This window comes from Vibrio sp. 1F253 (genome assembly GCF_041439295.1).
Lineage (GTDB): Bacteria > Pseudomonadota > Gammaproteobacteria > Enterobacterales > Vibrionaceae > Vibrio > Vibrio tasmaniensis_A.
The window spans coordinates 1-18,699 of record NZ_JBGONU010000069.1; the positions used below are offsets into that span (position 1 = coordinate 1).

Here is an 18,699-nt window from a genome sequence, read left to right on the forward strand (position 1 = left end):
TGGGTGAGTACACCTTTACTCTACTTGAAGCATTAGATCATGCTGATGGCCAAGCGAAGAATGACCTGATATTTGAACTCCCCGTTTATGCGGTAGATCGTGATGGTGATGACTCATTAATGTCGCCACTGAAAGTGACGGTCAGCGATGATGTTCAAGGCATGCAAAATCAAACGCTGAGCATTACGGAACCAACGGTTGCAGATTTAGCCGCTGGTGTTGTCACGACAGGTACTGTCGATGTCATGCCAAACCAAAGTGCCGACGGGGCAACGATTACCCAGTTTACTTACGGTAACAACGTGTACACGTTAGTTCAGGGGACAACCGGAGAGCAGGTTTTCCCTGTTGCTGAAGGTAAACTGTATATCACTCTGGAAGGTGATGTCCGTTTCGAACCTAATCGCAACCTCAATCATTCAGGGGGCGATATTGTTAAGACTATTACGGTCATGTCTGAAGATAAAGATGGTGACGAAGTCACGTCGACCGTTACGCTTACCATTTCAGATGGTGCTCCACCTGTTATTGATAACATACCACCAGTCGCCTTGGCTGAAGCAAACTTGCTTGATGGCACCTCTCCGAGCATAACGGTCACTCAAACCGGAACAATGACGTTTACATCTGGTAGTGATGATGTGAACCACTTCCGTATTGATACTGCGCAGTTCAACACAACTGGGGACCTAAAATCGGATGGTCTGGTTGTTAAGCTAAAAGAAGATCCTCTAAACAGCGACAATTATATTGGCTTCGTAGAAAACGGTGGTGTCCAAACGGACATTTTCACCATCACTTTTGATAGTTTGGTGCTTGGTCAATATACCTTCACATTGTTAGAAGAGTTAGATCACCTGCCTGTGCAAGGTAATAACGATCAAATCTTCACCTTGCCAGTTATCGCTGTCGACAAAGACGACACGGATTCAGTAATTAAGCCTCTTACGGTGACCATTACTGATGATGTCCCCGTTATTACGGATACTGCAGTCTCGAGTACGTTTGTTGTTGATGAAGATGATTTAGGCTCTGTTGTGGCTCAAGCGACAGGCTCGTTTGTGACCACAGAAGGTGCAGACCAAGTTGAGGCTTATGAGCTACGTAACATCTCTGACCTAGAAGATGCTCTGACATCAGGCAACGAAGCGATTTCGATCACTGAGGTAACTGGGGCCGCGGACACAACCACCTACCAAGGTGCGACCACAAGCGGGACTCCGATTTTTACTTTTGCACTGGGTAACGATGGGTCATACACATTTACCTTGCTTGGCCCTCTAAATCACGCTACTGGATCAAATGACCTAGCCATACCATTTAATGTTGTGGCGGTAGACGGTGATGGCGATGACTCCAACCAGTATCAACTACCAATTCAAGTCATTGATGATGTTCCGGTAATGGCGCCGCCGACGGGCGAAACGGTTGTCGATGAAGACGACCTTTCAGGCATAGGTTCGGATCAATCTGAGGACACTATCATCAATGGACTGTTCACCGTCGATGAAGGTGCCGATGGCGTTGTGAAGTATGAACTGGTTGATGAAGATTTAGTCTTGACCGGTTTAACCTCCGATGGAGAAAGCTTAGAGTGGCTAGCTGTTTCACAAAGCGGCACAAAATTCACATACGTTGCTCAAACTGTGACCAGCAATGAAGCGGTGTTTGAGATTGTTTTCGATACCTCTGATAACAGCTATCAATTCGAATTATTTAAACCACTGAAGCACCCTGACGCTGAAAACGAGAATACGATAAATCTTGATTTCTCCATCGTTGCTGAAGATTTTGATCACGACCAATCGAATGCGATCGATCTGAAGATCACGGTGACGGATGATGTTCCATTAGTGACAACACAATCGATTACTCGTGTTGAAGGTCAGGGTTATCGCGGTTCTATAGTCGATATGTTTGCTGATGCTACAGATGTCGGTGCCGATGGTGCGGTACTGAGCAAAATTGAGGCATTTGACGGAAGTGGAATTGTTTTCCGTTCAGGGAACAGTGGGTCTTACAGTAGTGACTTCGATTTAATTAGTGGTAGCCAACAGATTCGAGTTTACGAGCAAATTAATGGCTCTGTTGATCCTCGAGAACTGGGTAGACTGAAAATAAACTCAAATGGTGAGATTGAGTTTAGAGCCAATAATTACTTAGAGCATGTTGGTGATGAAATTAATTTCTCTATTAATGTAACAGCGAAGGATGGCGATTCAGATACGTCATCGACACCCTTGGACATCACTATTACGGATAGGAATTCGTCGAAAATCGCGCTGACAGTGACCACCTTTGAGGATGCGGGTAGAGACTCAACAATACCATATGCTGCAGGTAATGCTCCAATTCTTGAAAATATACAAGACAACCAAAGCGGTTTACCTAATTCACCAGCTCAAGTTGCGCTTCAGGTTAACCTGAATGACAGGGATAACAGCGAGTCTATCGGTCAACTGATTATAAAAAACAGTAACCATAGAGGCACGTTCTATTACTTTGAGGGTGGTGAGTATCACAAGTTAACGCCTGAAACTAACGGTCAAATATTATTTGGACCGCCTCAAATGCAACAAAGCTATGCTTTAAACCCAAGTGAAGTAAGACAAACCATTGCAACCATCGAAAACCTTTATTTCGTTCCTGACCAAAACTATGGTTCAGATAGTAATGGCGTTGAGATCCGCTATCAATTGGAGATCGATAATGGAGGCACTCTTGACCACAAAGTAAACTCAAGTTTCAAAATCGAGATTGAAGCGGTAGCGGATATTGCAACTTGGGATGATGGCAATAGCATTTATCAGTATCAAGTCAACGAAGATGAAGACAATGTCACATTACAGCTGAATGCAGAATCACAAGATAACACTCAAACTGAAACGATCACTTATGAGTTAGAAGTTATCGAAGGCGACGGGAAGTTTGAGCTTCTTGATAAAGACGGCAATGTGCTTACGCTGACGGCGGATGGTGTATATAAAATAGCGGCAGAAGACATTAACACCACCGTGGTTAACCCTATTGATAATTTCTCGGGTCAGATTAAATTCAAAGCAACAGCGGTTACAGAAGAAACACTGAATCCTTATGAAGATACTGCCAACGGCGGAGCAAATGATAAAACTGAGGCCCGTTCTGTAGAGCAAAACATCATTATTGATGTCACCGCTGACGCGGATGCTGGAAAGTTCAGTGTTAATCGTATTCAGATTAACGAAGACAATATAGATGATCCTGATTACATAGGTCCGCTAGCTAACAAAGATGCATTCACGTTAGACGAAATTATTACCATGACAGAGTCGGTCGATACGGATGGCTCTGAAGAACTGTTTGTTCGTATCAGCAATATTACAGAAGGCGCAGTGCTTTACTTCGTAGGTACAACCACGGTAGTTCCTATTGTCAGTGGTACCAATTACCACGAAATAGCGTATTCCGATTTGGCTAATGTTGAGGTGGTTCCAACTAAACACAGCAATGTGGATTTCACTTTTGATGTTACAGGTGTAGTGAAGGACACTGCAAACCTGTCAACCAACCCACAACAAGTCGATGTAGAAATACTCGGTACTAAAACGGTTAACGTTGAAGTGAAAGGGGTTGCTGACACACCTTATGGTGGGACGAATGGTACCGATTGGACCGCAATTACAGATGGTACTGCAAGCGGCGTTCAAACGACGATTCAAGAGAGTCAAAACGGCGACAGCTTTGCTCTGCTTGACTTCACGGTATTGTCGGGTGAGAGAAAGCCTGCTTCAGGCACTACACCATTACCGGACGATGGTTCCGAATCAATAACGGTCATCTTATCGGGTATTCCTGATGGCGTTATAATCGAGGATGGTGACGGTACGGTTATTGATCTTAACTTTGTGGGTTACGAAACCGGACCTGGCGGTAGCCCTGATTTATCAAAACCTATCTACGAAGCCAACATTACCGAGGCGGGTACAACGTCAGGTATTCGTATTCGACCTGTCGATTCTTCGACCGAGAATATCCACATTCAAGGCAAAGTGATCGTAACGGAAAACGACGGTCACACACTTTCTTTTGATCAAGAAATTCGAGTGTTGGTTGAGCCTATCATCGATACCTCAGCAACCTACAACAACGTCACAAACGGGAACGAAGATACTGCTATCAACATCGATTGGCATCCTGAAGGCGTTGACTATATCGACTCTGATGAGCATTTCACTTCAATTAAGATTTTCGGTATTCCACCGGGTGTCACACCCACCGTAAATGGTGATGTGACTGTTGTGAATGATGGTGCGGGTACGTTAACGATTACCCCTAAAGACGCGAATCAGACGCCGGAACAATTTACCCAAATTGCACTAGCGAATAACTTTATTCAAATGACTCCGCCAACGGACTCTAGCGTTGATTTCACATTGACGACAGAGGTAGACGTTGAGGAGCGTGATCACGAATATGTGGACTCTTCTAACCCAGGTGAGGGTATTGCGACTGCGACGGTTAAAGGTACGATCAATGTTATCGTAAGACCCGTTGTTGAGACTCATGATGGCATCGATAATCAGCTTATCGTCGACGACGTGGCTGGAACTGGTTCTTTGGGTACGGTGAGCGCCGATCCTTTGACTGGTGTACTCAAGTTTACAACCAACAGCGACAATCCGTCCGCCACGGATGAATTTGTTATTCGATATCAAGAAACCGATGCATCATCTGCTATTGAGGAAGTCGACCAACTGGTTATTCAATTAACGAATAATGACACGAATAAGACTCCATTATCAGATGACGTATTGAATCAATTACTCGTTATTGGCGCGGCTTATGAAGGCGATGGTCGTTGGGTTGTGACGAATGAGGACTTGTTTAGTATCAGTGCTCCTAATGGTCTTGGTTTCCCTCCTATTTCTAATCTTCCAGACGTATTCAATGACATCAAGATGACTATCTTTAGTACGGTGGTTGATCGCGGTGATGGTGTTGAGGTTGAGTCATCTCCTGCCGTTATTCGGGAAGGCGAAGTGACATTATCATTTCCAGAAGTACTTGTTGGGGGAGGCGAGGTTGCAGCTAACATTACAATGGATGCTAATAGTGTTGTCGACGCTATCGAAGACACGCAACTTGATTTAGGTGCAGCACTAAATGGTGTGATCACTTTCTCTGGAGAAGATGCTTCGGTAGACCAAGTGACCATTATCATTGATGACTCCGTGACCATTAACCCAGGAGGCACTTTCCCAATTAGTTTAGCGGGAAGCAGTGAAGTCGATTTTGTTAATGGAAAATATGTATTTGAGACAACCGTTGAACAGGGCGTTCCAACTGATTTCTCAGGGCTGTTACTTAACTTGCCTGCCGATTACTCGGGTGACTTTAGATTACCTCTAACCATAGTGACCAAAGATACGCTCTCTGGTGATGAGAAAACGTTAGTTACCGACGTCGTCATCAAAGTCGCGCCAGATGCGGAGACGGACCCTACGATTGAGGTGAATGTCGTCGGTTCGCTTGATGATGCCTTTGATCCTGTTGATAACGACGGTCAGGCTGGACAAGATCCGGTGGGTTACGAAGACACCTACATTCAACTCGACTTCAATTCGACTATTTCGGATCAGGTATCAGGCGTCGAAGGGGGGCAAGAGGCGTTTACATCCATTACTTTGACGTTGGATGACCCTTCAATAGGGGCATTCTATGACAATACGGGTACCTCACTTGTTACCTCAGTCACGTTTAATCAAGCTGAAATCGCGGCGGGGGCGCTCGATAATGTCCTCTTTAGGGCGATAGAAAACTACCCAACTGGAAATGATATTAACCAAGTGCAGATTAATGTAAGTGGTACAGTTACAGATACCGCAACCTACAATGATTCTGCTTTTCCGGTAGGCACTGCAACCGACTCCGATACCTTCAATACAAGTGTTCGTTTTGATGTTGTTCCGGTTGTTGATGATGTACATGTCTCTGGGCCGGGTAGTGATCCTGATGTAATCGAGATTACCGGCAACGAAGACCAGCTTATTTCCTTGTCAGGTACCGGACCTGTATCGATTGCACTGACTGACCTTGATGGATCAGAACAGTTTGTATCGATTAAGTTCACCGATGTACCTGATGGCTTCCAGATGCGTGTAGATGCTGGTTCTGCTTACACTGTGAAAAACAACGGTGGCGGTGAGTGGAGTGTTCAATTGCCTCAAGCTTCTGGACTTTCATTCGACTTAAGTGAAATTTCGATTTTACCGCCTAAAAACTTCAGTGGTACTGCTGAGTTTGGTGTTGAAGTGTTCACTCAAGAGTCGCTACTTGGCGTACCGACTGCGGCTGCAAACTTACCAAGCTTCAAACTGCATGTGGTGCCTGTTGGTGACGATGTTGATACCAATCCTACGGACTCTGTAACAGGCAACGAAGGGCAGAATATTGATATCGAAATCAATGCGACTATTTTAGATAAAGAGTTGTCGGCCACAGGAAGCGGAACGTATACCGAAAATGCACCCGAAACCCTTCGAGTCGAAGTGGCAGGTGTTCCTCAAGATGCTTCTATCTACTACCCTGACGGAACCACTATAGGTAGCTATGATCCAGCGACGCAACTCTGGACACTAAACGTTCCAGCTCAGTCGTTAGATAAGATCGTATTTAACTCTGGCGAACATAATAGTGATACAGGTAATGCTTTGGGTATTAATGGTCCACTGCAGATTACCGTTCGTTCTGTGGATACAGATGCTGATAACACGGAGCATTTAGGCACACCAACGAGTTTCAATGTTGATTTAGTGATTGATCCTATCAACGATCAACCGACCTTTGTCAATGTGACTAACCTTGAAACGACAGAAGACTCTACTGGTGTGGCAATCAACAACTTTAGTATCTACGATATCGACGCAAACTTTGATAATCCAGATGCACCGTATGTACTGACGCTAAAAGTTGACCAAACACTGCCGGGTGCACAGGGCGAGTTTGTACTCCCAAGCACTCAATCCAATGGTGTGACATTTGTATTGCAGGCTGATGGCTCACTTGTCATGACAGGTAAAGAAGCTGACATCAATGCAGCGCTAACTAATGGCGAGGTTACGTTCAAACCGGACCCGGATCAGAACTATCTCAATCAGGGTGGGTTAGTGACCATTAATGCTACGATCGATGACGGTGGTAATAACGGTTTGATTGATGCGGGTGATCCGAATACCGCTCAAACGAATCAAACTACCTTCACTATTAAAGTGACGGAATATAATGATGCTCCGATAGCGGCCAATGTTGATTTGGGCTCGATTCCGGAAGATGGCCAAATCGTGATTGTTGAGGGTGACTTGATTACGGCAAGCTCTGATATCGAAAATCATAACCTTACCGTAACAGATATCAGCCTTACTCAAAATCAAGGTCAAGGTCAAGGTCAGCTTCAGAGGTTTGAGAACATTGCTGGGGCGGATGACAATTCGATTAATGGCCCATACTGGGTGTTCACGGCAGCTGATGATTATAATGGAGACGTCAAATTCAATTACTCCATTATCGATGATGGTACAACCGACGGTTCGCCGGACTTCAAAGTGGGCAGTGCGGAAATCAGCCTTGTAGTTACAGAAGTTAACGACCAACCAGTGGCAACCGATATTGATTTGGGCACCATGCTTGAAGAAGGTCAGCTAATCATCAAAGCTGAAGACCTGATTACAGCGACGACAGACCCTGAGGGGCATGCCATTACGGTAACTAAGGTCGAAATCGATCAAGGTCAGGGGCAAATTCAGAAGTTTGAGAACGTTGGTGGGGCGGATGACAATTCGATTAATGGCCCATACTGGGTATTCACGGCAGCTGATGATTACAATGGCGATGTTACATTCACCTATACAGTAGAAGATAACGGTACAACCAATGGCTCAAATGATTTCTTAACGGATACCGCGGAAATCAGCGTTGTGGTAGAAGGTGTTAACGATACACCTGTTGTTAATGGTGACAATGTCACTGGTTTTATTGATGAAGAATCGAGTCAGCTGCTGAGTGGCATCAATGTCAGTGATCCTGATTATGTTGATTCATTTTCTAATGACTTGATGACGGTCACTTTGACGGTGGATTACGGAACGTTAAATGTGTCGCTGCCTGCCGTGACAACTGTGATGGTGAATGGCAACAACACAGGTTCGGTTATCTTAGTAGGTACGTTGAGCGACCTAAATGCATTGATTGACACACCGACTAGCCCTGCGGGTGTTTATCTGGATGCGAGCCTGTCTCCAACCAATAGCATTGGCTTGGAAGTCATCGCGAAAGATAGCGGAAACCCTTCTGGTATCGTCATTGAAACCACGCCAGTTATCTATGATATAGCAGTGACTCCTGTGGCGAATGCGCCGACCTTGTCGATTGATACTGCGTCTAACTACGTCAGAAATATCACCGCTAACCAGTCTGTAAGCGCTAGTGGCGTTCCTTTGGTTGGTATTATTGCAGCCTTGACCGATATTACGGAAGAGCTAACGCTACGTATCAGTGATGTGCCTGCTGGTGCTCAAATTACGAGTGATGTGGGTTCAGTGACTGATGTCGGTGGTGGAGTTTGGATTGCCACGGCGGATGCGATTGACACTGTGAAAGTGGTCGGACTTTCTGATACGCCGGGAAGCTACACACTCAAAGTGGAGGCGGTTTCAGAAGAGCTAGATAACAGCGATACTGCAACATCGGCTTCGATAGATCTGAACTTGAACATTGTGTCTAACGGGGTTGACATCGATTTAGCTACAGAAACCGACGATGTTCAGTTATTGGCAGGGGCTGGCAATATCGACCTGACAGCGGGATCTGGAAATGATCGTCTGGAAGGTGGTTCGGGTGACGATACGTTAGTTGGCGGTGATGGTAACGACACGCTCATCGGTGGAGGCGGTTCCGATATTCTGACTGGTGGCGACGGTATGGATTCGTTTGTATGGTTCAACATCGAAGATGGTGTCGAAGATACGATTACCGACTTTAGCCTATCTGAAGGAGACCAACTCGATCTAAGAGAAGTGTTACCTGAGCTGAAAAGTGCCTCACCAGATATAACAACACTGCTGCAACACATTGATGCGAAGGTTGACGGGGATGATATTGAACTTACGATTAACCCTGATGGCTTAGGCACGACAGAACAAGTGATTGTGGTTGAAGATCTTGCGCCTCAGCTGACGTTAAATGGCACCATGCCTTCTGATATTCTGGATGCGCTAGTGCAACAAAATGTCATGACTCACGGTTAACGCTCAATTGATAAGCGCTAGTGATTAGAAGTGAATAACTAAACCATAACGAAATATGTCAGCAATGCTGGCCTATTTGTTATTAAATCTTGCTGAATGAGCCCCGATAAAACAATAGCCTCGATAAAACAACAAAAAGCCCATGCTGTCGGGGGAAAGCATGGGCATTATTTTATGTGTTATATCAGCTAAGCGAATAGTGTTCTTTCTCTATACTATTTGAGAATCGCTCCATCATTTAGCTTTTTTGCAGGGTTTTTGGCCGCATTAACCAGTAGGATACCAACGGTTAGTACCATCGAACCACATAGTAGGAACAACAAGCGTCCTGTTGGTTCGTTTGGAATCAGAGCCATTGCTAGGATACCGAAACCTGCTGTGCTGATAAGCTTACCAAGCATTGAACGCTGTTTAGTATCTAGGTTTTGTTGCTCTTCACCTTCCGCTACTAATGGTGTGTTCCAGTTAGTGAATAGTTGGTCAACTTCTTTCTCACGTTCAGGCGATAGGCCTTTGTAGAAGCGAGAAGTTAGCATGAAGTAACCACCAGTAAACACTACGTGAGCAGCTAAGCTAAGACCTACTTTCAAGTCGCTCCATTCACGGCCAGTAAGCGCTGTTTCCATACCGAATAGGTGCTCGATGTCTTCTGCTTGAAGCGAGATACCGAAGATGTAAGAAACGAAACCACCAACCACGAGAGTAGACCAACCAGCCCAGTCAGGCGTCTTACGAATCCACATACCAAGTAGTACAGGGATAAGCATTGGGAAGCCAATTAACGCACCTACGTTCATTACGATATCGAACAAGCTCAAGTGACGTAGAGAGTTAATGAACAAGCCAATCGCGATGATGATAACACCCATCATAATAGTCGTTAGCTTACTTACAATAACCAGCTCTTTCTGAGTCGCATTTTGACGAAGAATCGGGCTGTAGAAGTTCATTACAAAGATGCCAGCGTTACGGTTCAAACCTGAATCCATAGAAGACATCGTTGCAGCGAACATTGCTGACATAAGAAGACCAACCATACCTGCTGGCATTACGTTCTGTACGAATGCTAGGTAAGCAGCATCACCCGCTTTATCACCCATTGAAGCGTACTCTAATGCGAACTCAGGCATGAATGCACTTACGTACCATGGTGGTAGGAACCAAATTAGTGGACCAACAACCATAAGGATACATGCTAGGCCTGCCGCTTTACGTGCGTTTTCACTGTCTTTTGCACATAGGTAACGGTAAGCGTTGATGCTGTTGTTCATTACACCGAATTGCTTCACGAAGATGAACACAACCCAAAGGATGAAGATGCTCATGTAGTTTAGGTTGTTACCTAACATGAAGTCGCCGTCGAAGTTAGCAACAATGTTAGTTAAGCCACCACCGTGGAAGTAAGCCGCAACCGCACAAGTGATTGTCACGGCCATGATTACAAGCATTTGCATGAAGTCAGAAGCAACAACCGCCCAAGAGCCGCCTGTTACTGCCATCAATACTAGAACCATACCCGTTACCACAATGGTTGCTTCCATTGGGATGTTGAATACAGCAGCTACGAAGATAGCGAGACCGTTTAGCCAGATACCTGCAGAGATAAGACTGTCAGGCATACCTGCCCATGTGAAGAACTGTTCAGACGTTTTACCAAAGCGTTGACGAATGGCTTCGATCGCCGTTACTACACGAAGTTGGCGGAACTTTGGAGCGAAGTACATATAGTTCATGAAGTAGCCAAAAGCATTGGCTAGGAATAGGATTACAATAACGAAACCGTCATTGAACGCGCGTCCTGCGGCACCTGTAAACGTCCATGCTGAAAACTGTGTCATGAAGGCGGTTGCACCAACCATCCACCACAACATTTTGCCGCCCCCTCTGAAGTAATCACTTGTAGAGGTGGTGAACTTACGGAACATCCAACCAATCGCGATTAAAAAGAAGAAGTAGGCGAGAACAACAAAAGTATCAATAGTCATCTTTTCAGCCTTTTAAGTTTCATAATTAACTGACACCTAGATTACTCCTTTCGCATGTTTATTTGTACTACAATATGTCTTTAGCGTGATCTGGGGCGCATGTTTATTTCATCATAGATGGCACTTAAAGCCGTTTAAGAGCTTAATTTTTTGCAATTATTTCAAACTTCATCGTTGTCGTCGGATAAATGCTTGAAAGTAAGCATTTAAAATAATAATACAAATGTCCATGTGGTTATAGGGGTTAGTTGAGCGAGCGTGTTGATTTAGAAGTGACAAAACTCTAATAAGTATGGTTAAAAATAAAATAGGTGTGTCCACTTTATATCACGTAATAAAAAAGCGAGCACAGAGCTCGCTTTCGTCGTTGAACAAGTGTCAGCCGGTTAACGCGAACCTATCTATTGACTAGCTCGACAGCGTCACGAACAAGCTTGCCTAGTTCGTCCCACTTACTTTCGTCGATAAGGTTAGTTGGAACCATCCAAGTACCGCCACACGCAAGAACAGAAGGGATCGATAGGTATTCATCTACATTCTTCAAGCTTACGCCACCAGTAGGCATAAATTTAACAGGGTAAACCGCTGTTAGTGCTTTAAGCATACCTGTACCGCCAGAAGGCTCAGCAGGAAAGAACTTCAACGTGCGAAGGCCCATTTCCATTGCTTGTTCAACTAGGCTTGGGTTGTTAACACCCGGTACAATTGCGACACCTTTATCGATACAGTATTGAACTGTACGAGGGTTAAAACCTGGGCTTACGATGAAATCAACGCCAGCTTCGATAGATGCGTCAACTTGCTCGTTAGTCAGTACAGTACCTGAACCGATTAGCATGTCTGGGAATTCTTTACGCATGATGCGAATCGCTTCGATTGCACATTCTGTACGCAGTGTGATTTCTGCACATGGCATGCCGTTTTCAACCAGTGCCTTGCCTAGGGGGATGGCATCTTCAGCACGGTTGATAGCGATTACAGGGATTACTTTTAGGTTTGCTAGTTGTTCATTTAATGTAGTCATGAATTCTTTCTCACGTTAATAATGGGTCTGCTTTCAACTAAGCAAACCCTTGATTAATAGTTAAAGTGCGCAATTATAGAGACAAATCAGGGGTCGCTTCTAGAGGAATGATAGCACCTGGATGCTGAATCACAGTCCCTGCCACAATGTGACCTGCTAATGCTGCATCACGCGCATTGCCACCGCTCAAGCGTTTAGCCAAGAAGCCTGCACTGAACGAATCGCCAGCCGCTGTTGTATCAACGATGCTGTCTACTGGGTTTGGTGCAACGTACTGAGCACTTTGGCTTTCAACCACTAGGCAGTCTTTCGCGCCACGCTTAATGATGATCTCTTTCACACCAGACTCAGACGTACGTGCAATACACTGTTCAATGCTTTCGTCACCGTACAGCTCTTGCTCGTCATCGAACGTCAGTAGCGCTGTGTCGGTGTACTTAAGCATCTTCAAGTACCAAGAAATCGCTTCTTGTTGGCTTTCCCAAAGTTTTGGACGAAAGTTATTGTCGAAGAATACTTGGCCGCCTTGAGCTTTGAATTTGTCTAAGAAGCTGAATAGCTGTGCGCGTCCGTTCTCTGTCAAGATAGCAAGCGTAATACCACTTAGGTAAACCGCGTCAAAAGAAAATAGCTTATCAAGTAGAGCAGGCGTGTCTTGCTGGTCAAACATGAATTTTGCTGCAGCATCATTACGCCAGTAGTGGAAACTGCGTTCACCAGTTTCATCGGTCTCGATGTAGTAAAGCCCTGGTTGTTTGTGATCAAGCTGAGCAATTAAGCTAGTGTCGATACCTTCCGCTTGCCACTTTTCTAACATGTCGGTACTGAATGGGTCAGTGCCTAGTGCTGTTACGTAGCTCGTGTTGATATCTTGCTCTTTTGTTAAGCGAGACAAGTAAAGTGCTGTATTCAGTGTATCGCCACCAAAACTCTGCTGAAGCCCGTCTTGTTTCTGTTGTAGCTCAACCATGCACTCGCCAATGACCGCGATGTTTAATGATTTCATATGCTTACCTTAGCAACTGAGGTTGCGCTAGTTATTATTTTAGGAAATCTTCACGCGCAGGATTGAAGATATCAAGAAGGATGCTGTCTTGCTCTAGAGCAACGGCGCCGTGCATCATGTGTTTACGAGCGAAGTAAGCGTCGCCTTCTTTAAGCACTTTCTTTTCACCTTCGATTTCAGCTTCGAAGCTACCACGAACAACATAACCGATTTGGTCGTGAATTTCGTGAGTATGAGGATGGCCAATTGCGCCCTTATCAAAACATAGGTGTACAGCCATAAGATCGTCAGTGTACGCGACGATTTTACGCTTGATACCACCGCCCAATTCTTCCCATGGGTTTTCATCTAGAATAAAGAAAGAGTTCATTGTGTATCTCCTAATCTGTTTAAATCTTTTAAGTGTTACTTAACTGTGTTCATCATAAGGGAATGAGATTAATTGTAATACAATATATCTAGCGTTGTGTGATATTGATCAAGCGATACTTTATATAGCGCCAATAAATCAACAACTTAACAAATGCCTGATATTTGGTGTTATCTATTCATATCAATAGCTTATGCGGGTTTATGTGATTCTGCTCATCATTTTGCGACGAATAGGTACAATTAAAGCTAATATTGTATTACTTTATATGGAGTTTGAAAATTTAATCAAAGTTTAAACCGATAAACTCTTTATTGAGGGTGACAAAGAATATGACGACTAAACCAGTATTGTTGACTGAAGCAGAAATAGAGCAACTTCACCTTGAAGTGGGCCGTTCTAGCTTAATGGGCAAAACCATTGCAGCGAACGCGAAAGACCTAGAAGCGTTTATGTGCTTACCTATTGATGTTCCTGGTCACGGAGAAGCGGGTGGTTACGAGCATAACCGCCATAAGCAAAACTACACGTACATGAACTTAGCTGGTCGCATGTTCTTGATCACTAAAGAGCAAAAGTACGCTGACTTCGTTACAGAACTACTAGAAGAATACGCAGACAAATATCTAACGTTTGATTACCACGTACAGAAAAATACCAACCCAACAGGCCGTTTTTTCCACCAAATCCTGAACGAACACTGCTGGTTAATGTTCTCAAGCTTGGCTTACTCTTGTATTGCTTCAACCCTGACACAAGAGCAACGTGACAACATTGAGTCTCGCATTTTCGAACCAATGCTAGAAATGTTTACGGTTAAATACGCACACGACTTCGACCGAATTCACAACCACGGTATTTGGGCAGTAGCTGCAGTCGGTATTTGTGGTCTTGCTTTAGGTAAGCATGAGTACCTTGAAATGTCGGTTTACGGCATCGACCGCAACGATACGGGCGGTTTCCTAGCGCAAATTTCTCAATTGTTTGCACCTTCTGGTTATTACATGGAAGGTCCTTACTACCACCGTTACGCGATTCGCCCAACATGTGTTTTCGCTGAAGTCATTCACCGTCATATGCCTGAAGTTGATATCTACAACTACAAAGGCGGCGTGATTGGTAACACGGTACAAGCCATGCTGGCGACAGCGTATCCGAACGGTGAGTTCCCGGCTCTGAATGATGCTTCTCGTACAATGGGCATCACAGACATGGGTGTTCAGGTTGCAGTGAGTGTTTACAGCAAGCACTACTCTTCAGAAAACGGCGTAGACCATAACATTCTTGGTATGGCGAAGATTCAAGACGCAGTATGGATGCACCCATGTGGTCTTGAATTATCTAAAGCATACGAAGCGGCTTCTGTTGAAAAAGAAATCGGCATGCCTTTCTGGCCAAGTGTTGAATTGAACGAAGGTCCTGAAGGTCACAACGGCGCGCAAGGTTTTATCCGCATGCAGGATAAGAAAGGCGACGTTTCTCAGTTAGTGATGAACTACGGCCAACACGGCATGGGTCACGGCAACTTCGATACGCTGGGTATTTCTTTCTTCAACCGAGGTCAAGAAGTGCTACGTGAATACGGCTTCTGCCGTTGGGTGAACGTTGAGCCAAAATTCGGCGGTCGTTACCTAGATGAAAACAAATCTTACGCACGTCAAACGATTGCTCATAATGCAGTAACCATTGATGAAAAATGTCAGAATAACTTTGACGTTGAGCGTGCAGACTCAGTACACGGCTTGCCTCACTTCTTTAAAGTAGAAGACGAGAAAATCAACGGCATGAGTGCATTTGCTAACGATCACTACCAAGGTTTTGACATGCAACGCAGCGTGTTCATGTTAAACCTTGAAGAGCTTGAATCTCCGCTATTGTTAGACCTTTACCGCTTAGACTCTACAAAAGGCGGCGAAGGCGAGCACCAATACGACTACTCACACCAATATGCAGGTCAGATTGTTCGCACTAACTTTGAATACCAAGCAAACAAAGAGTTAAACACGCTAGGCAGCGATTTCGGTTATCAACACTTATGGAACGTCGCAAGTGGTGAAGTCAAGGGCACAGCACTTGTGAGCTGGCTACAAAACAACACGTACTACACTTGGCTAGGCGCAACGTCTAACGACAATGCTGAAGTTGTCTTTACTCGCACTGGTGCTAACGATCCAAGCTTCAACCTACGTTCAGAGCCTGCATTCATTTTACGTAGCAAAGGCGAAACAACACTGTTCGCTTCTGTTCTAGAAACGCACGGTTACTTTAACGAAGAGTTCGAACAATCAGTAAATGCTCGCGGCGTTGTGAAAGACATCAAGGTTGTAGCGCATACAAACGTCGGTTCAGTCGTCGAAATCACCACAGAGAAGTCAAATGTGACAGTGATGATCAGCAACCAACTTGGCGCGACTGAGAGCACTGAACACAAAGTAGAACTGAACGGTAAAGTATACAGCTGGACAGGCTTCTACTCAGTAGAAACAATTTTAAACCCAGAATTAGCAAGCACAGCAGAGCAGGGGAAATAATAATGAGCTATCAACCACTTTTACTTAACTTTGAGGAAGCAGCAGAGCTTCGTAAAGAACTTGGCAAGGATAGCCTTTTAGGTAACGCACTGACTCGCGATATTAAACAAACTGACGCTTACATGGCGGAAGTTGGCATTGAAGTACCAGGTCACGGTGAAGGCGGCGGTTACGAACACAACCGTCACAAGCAAAACTACATCCATATGGATCTAGCGGGCCGTTTGTTCCTTATCACTGAGGAAACAAAGTACCGTGATTACATCGTTGATATGCTAACAGCGTACGCGACGGTGTACCCAACACTTGAAAGCAACGTAAGCCGTGACTCTAACCCTCCGGGTAAGCTGTTCCACCAAACGTTGAACGAGAACATGTGGATGCTTTACGCTTCTTGTGCGTACAGCTGTATTTACCACACCATTTCTGAAGAGCAAAAGCGTCTGATCGAAGACGATCTTCTTAAGCAAATGATCGAAATGTTCGTTGTGACTTACGCACACGACTTCGATATCGTACACAACCACGGCTTATGGGCTGTGGCAGCGGTAGGTATCTGTGGTTACGCGATCAACGATCAAGAGTCAGTAGACAAAGCGCTTTACGGCCTGAAACTCGACAAAGTAAGCGGTGGTTTCTTAGCGCAACTTGACCAACTGTTCTCGCCAGACGGCTACTACATGGAAGGTCCTTACTACCACCGTTTCTCACTACGTCCAATCTACTTGTTCGCAGAAGCGATTGAACGTCGTCAGCCAGATCTTGGTATTTACGAATTCAACGACTCAGTGATCAAGACAACGTCTTACGCGGTATTTAAAACGGCATTCCCAGACGGTACATTGCCAGCTCTGAACGATTCATCGAAGACGATTTCTATTAACGATGAAGGCGTTATTATGGCAACGTCTGTGTGTTACCACCGTTATGAGCAGACTGAAACTTTACTTGGTATGGCTAATCACCAACAAGATGTTTGGGTCCATGCTTCAGGTAAAACGCTATCTGACGCTGTCAATGCAGCAGACGACATCAAAGCATTCAACTGGGGTAGCCTGTTTGTAACGGACGGCCCTGAAGGCGAAAAAGGCGGCGTAAGCATTCTTCGTCACCGTGACGAACAAGACGACGACACGATGGCGTTGATTTGGTTTGGGCAACACGGCAGCGATCACCAATACCACTCTGCACTAGACCATGGTCACTACGATGGGCTACACCTAAGCGTATTCAACCGTGGCCACGAAGTGCTGCACGATTACGGCTTCGGTCGCTGGGTAAACGTTGAGCCTAAGTTTGGCGGTCGTTACATCCCAGAGAACAAGTCTTACTGTAAGCAGACAGTTGCTCACAACACAGTAACGGTTGATCAGAAAACACAGAACAACTTCGATACGGCATTGGCTGAATCTAAGTTTGGTCAGAAGCACTTCTTCGTAGCAGACGACCAGTCTCTGCAAGGTATGAGCGGCACAATTTCTGAGTACTACACCGGCGTAGACATGCAACGCAGCGTGATTCTTGCTGAACTTCCTGAGTTCGAGAAGCCACTAGTTATCGATGTATACCGCATCGAAGCTGACGCTGAACACCAGTACGACCTACCCGTTCACCACTCGGGTCAAATCATCCGTACTGACTTCGACTACAACATCGAAAGCACGCTGAAGCCGCTAGGTGAAGACAACGGTTACCAGCACTTATGGAACGTTGCTTCAGGCAAAGTGAACCAAGAGGGCTCTCTGGTGAGCTGGCTACATGACAGCAGCTACTACAGCCTAGTAACCAGCGCGAATGCGGGCAGTGAAGTAATCTTTGCTCGCACTGGTGCTAACGATCCAGACTTTAACCTTAAGAGTGAGCCTGCGCTTATCTTACGTCAGTCTGGTCAAAACCACGTGTTTGCTTCTGTACTAGAAACGCATGGTTACTTTAACGAGTCTATCGAAGCCTCTGTAGGCGCTCGTGGTCTGGTTAAATCAGTGTCTGTTGTGGGCCATAACAGTGTCGGGACTGTTGTTCGCATTCAGACTACTTCTGGTAATACTTACCACTACGGTATTTCAAACCAAGCTGAAGACACGCAGCAAGCAACTCACACTGTTGAGTTCGCGGGTGAGACATACTCGTGGGAAGGGTCATTTGCTCAACTGTAAATGATTAACATACATGCTGTTTAACGAGGGCATGTATTGATGTGGTGCTTTGCGGGAACGAAGCATCACATTGAAATTCAGTCGTGATTGAAAAATCGTTCGTTGATACCAACAACGACTGAAACATCGGGAATAAGTCAAACCGAGTAACTCACTGCGAGTTGCTCGGTTTTTTTATTCGTGTGGTTTGAGGGTGAGATCGTTTGAATTAATTGGATTCAATTTACATCTGATGTTTAGGGTTGATGACTAGGGGCTGTTGACCTTTCGTGGTTAAGTTTTGTTCGAGATAAAATCGTTTTAGGCGCGGCGAAGAGTATGTAGCCTAGTCATTCTAAGCAAATAT

General features: G+C 45.0%; 7 protein-coding genes. 3 read left to right on the top strand and 4 right to left on the bottom strand.

Going from position 1 to position 18,699, the window contains the following annotated elements; translation table 11 throughout:
• The coding region (locus ACED28_RS21285) for a cadherin-like domain-containing protein (RefSeq protein WP_371710688.1) at positions 1-9,281 on the top strand (9,281 nt) is incomplete at its 5' end.
• Positions 9,282-9,496: 215 nt separating this feature from the next.
• Here ACED28_RS21285 and ACED28_RS21290 read toward each other — a convergent pair.
• The 4 genes from ACED28_RS21290 to ACED28_RS21305 form a co-directional block, all read right to left on the bottom strand.
• Positions 9,497-11,266, bottom strand: a complete 1,770-nt coding sequence (locus ACED28_RS21290) for a sodium:solute symporter family protein (protein WP_009846515.1) — start codon at positions 11,264-11,266, stop codon at positions 9,497-9,499.
• A 397-nt stretch (positions 11,267-11,663) separates the two neighbouring features.
• Positions 11,664-12,290 (bottom strand): bifunctional 4-hydroxy-2-oxoglutarate aldolase/2-dehydro-3-deoxy-phosphogluconate aldolase, encoded by a 627-nt coding sequence (locus ACED28_RS21295; RefSeq protein WP_371710689.1) that lies wholly within the window; start codon positions 12,288-12,290, stop codon positions 11,664-11,666.
• 73 nt (positions 12,291-12,363) lie between these two features.
• Positions 12,364-13,296: a sugar kinase gene (locus tag ACED28_RS21300; protein ID WP_009846517.1), complete on the bottom strand. Its 933-nt coding sequence runs from the start codon at positions 13,294-13,296 to the stop codon at positions 12,364-12,366.
• A 34-nt stretch (positions 13,297-13,330) separates the two neighbouring features.
• Complete coding sequence (locus ACED28_RS21305) at positions 13,331-13,666, bottom strand: cupin domain-containing protein (protein WP_009846518.1); 336 nt, start codon at positions 13,664-13,666, stop codon at positions 13,331-13,333.
• Between the two features lie 332 nt (positions 13,667-13,998).
• On the opposite strand from ACED28_RS21305, the gene ACED28_RS21310 reads away from it, so the two are divergent.
• Complete coding sequence (locus ACED28_RS21310) at positions 13,999-16,197, top strand: heparinase II/III family protein (protein WP_371710690.1); 2,199 nt, start codon at positions 13,999-14,001, stop codon at positions 16,195-16,197.
• A gap of 2 nt (positions 16,198-16,199) precedes the next feature.
• Positions 16,200-18,353: a heparinase II/III family protein gene (locus tag ACED28_RS21315; protein ID WP_009846520.1), complete on the top strand. Its 2,154-nt coding sequence runs from the start codon at positions 16,200-16,202 to the stop codon at positions 18,351-18,353.
• Positions 18,354-18,699 lie beyond the last annotated feature (346 nt).

Coding starts and splice junctions, on each gene's coding strand:
- ACED28_RS21290 (WP_009846515.1), bottom strand. CDS start 11,266: ATGACTATTGATACTTTTGTTGTTCTCGCCTACTTCTTCTTTTTAATC.
- ACED28_RS21295 (WP_371710689.1), bottom strand. CDS start 12,290: ATGACTACATTAAATGAACAACTAGCAAACCTAAAAGTAATCCCTGTA.
- ACED28_RS21300 (WP_009846517.1), bottom strand. CDS start 13,296: ATGAAATCATTAAACATCGCGGTCATTGGCGAGTGCATGGTTGAGCTA.
- ACED28_RS21305 (WP_009846518.1), bottom strand. CDS start 13,666: ATGAACTCTTTCTTTATTCTAGATGAAAACCCATGGGAAGAATTGGGC.
- ACED28_RS21310 (WP_371710690.1), top strand. CDS start 13,999: ATGACGACTAAACCAGTATTGTTGACTGAAGCAGAAATAGAGCAACTT.
- ACED28_RS21315 (WP_009846520.1), top strand. CDS start 16,200: ATGAGCTATCAACCACTTTTACTTAACTTTGAGGAAGCAGCAGAGCTT.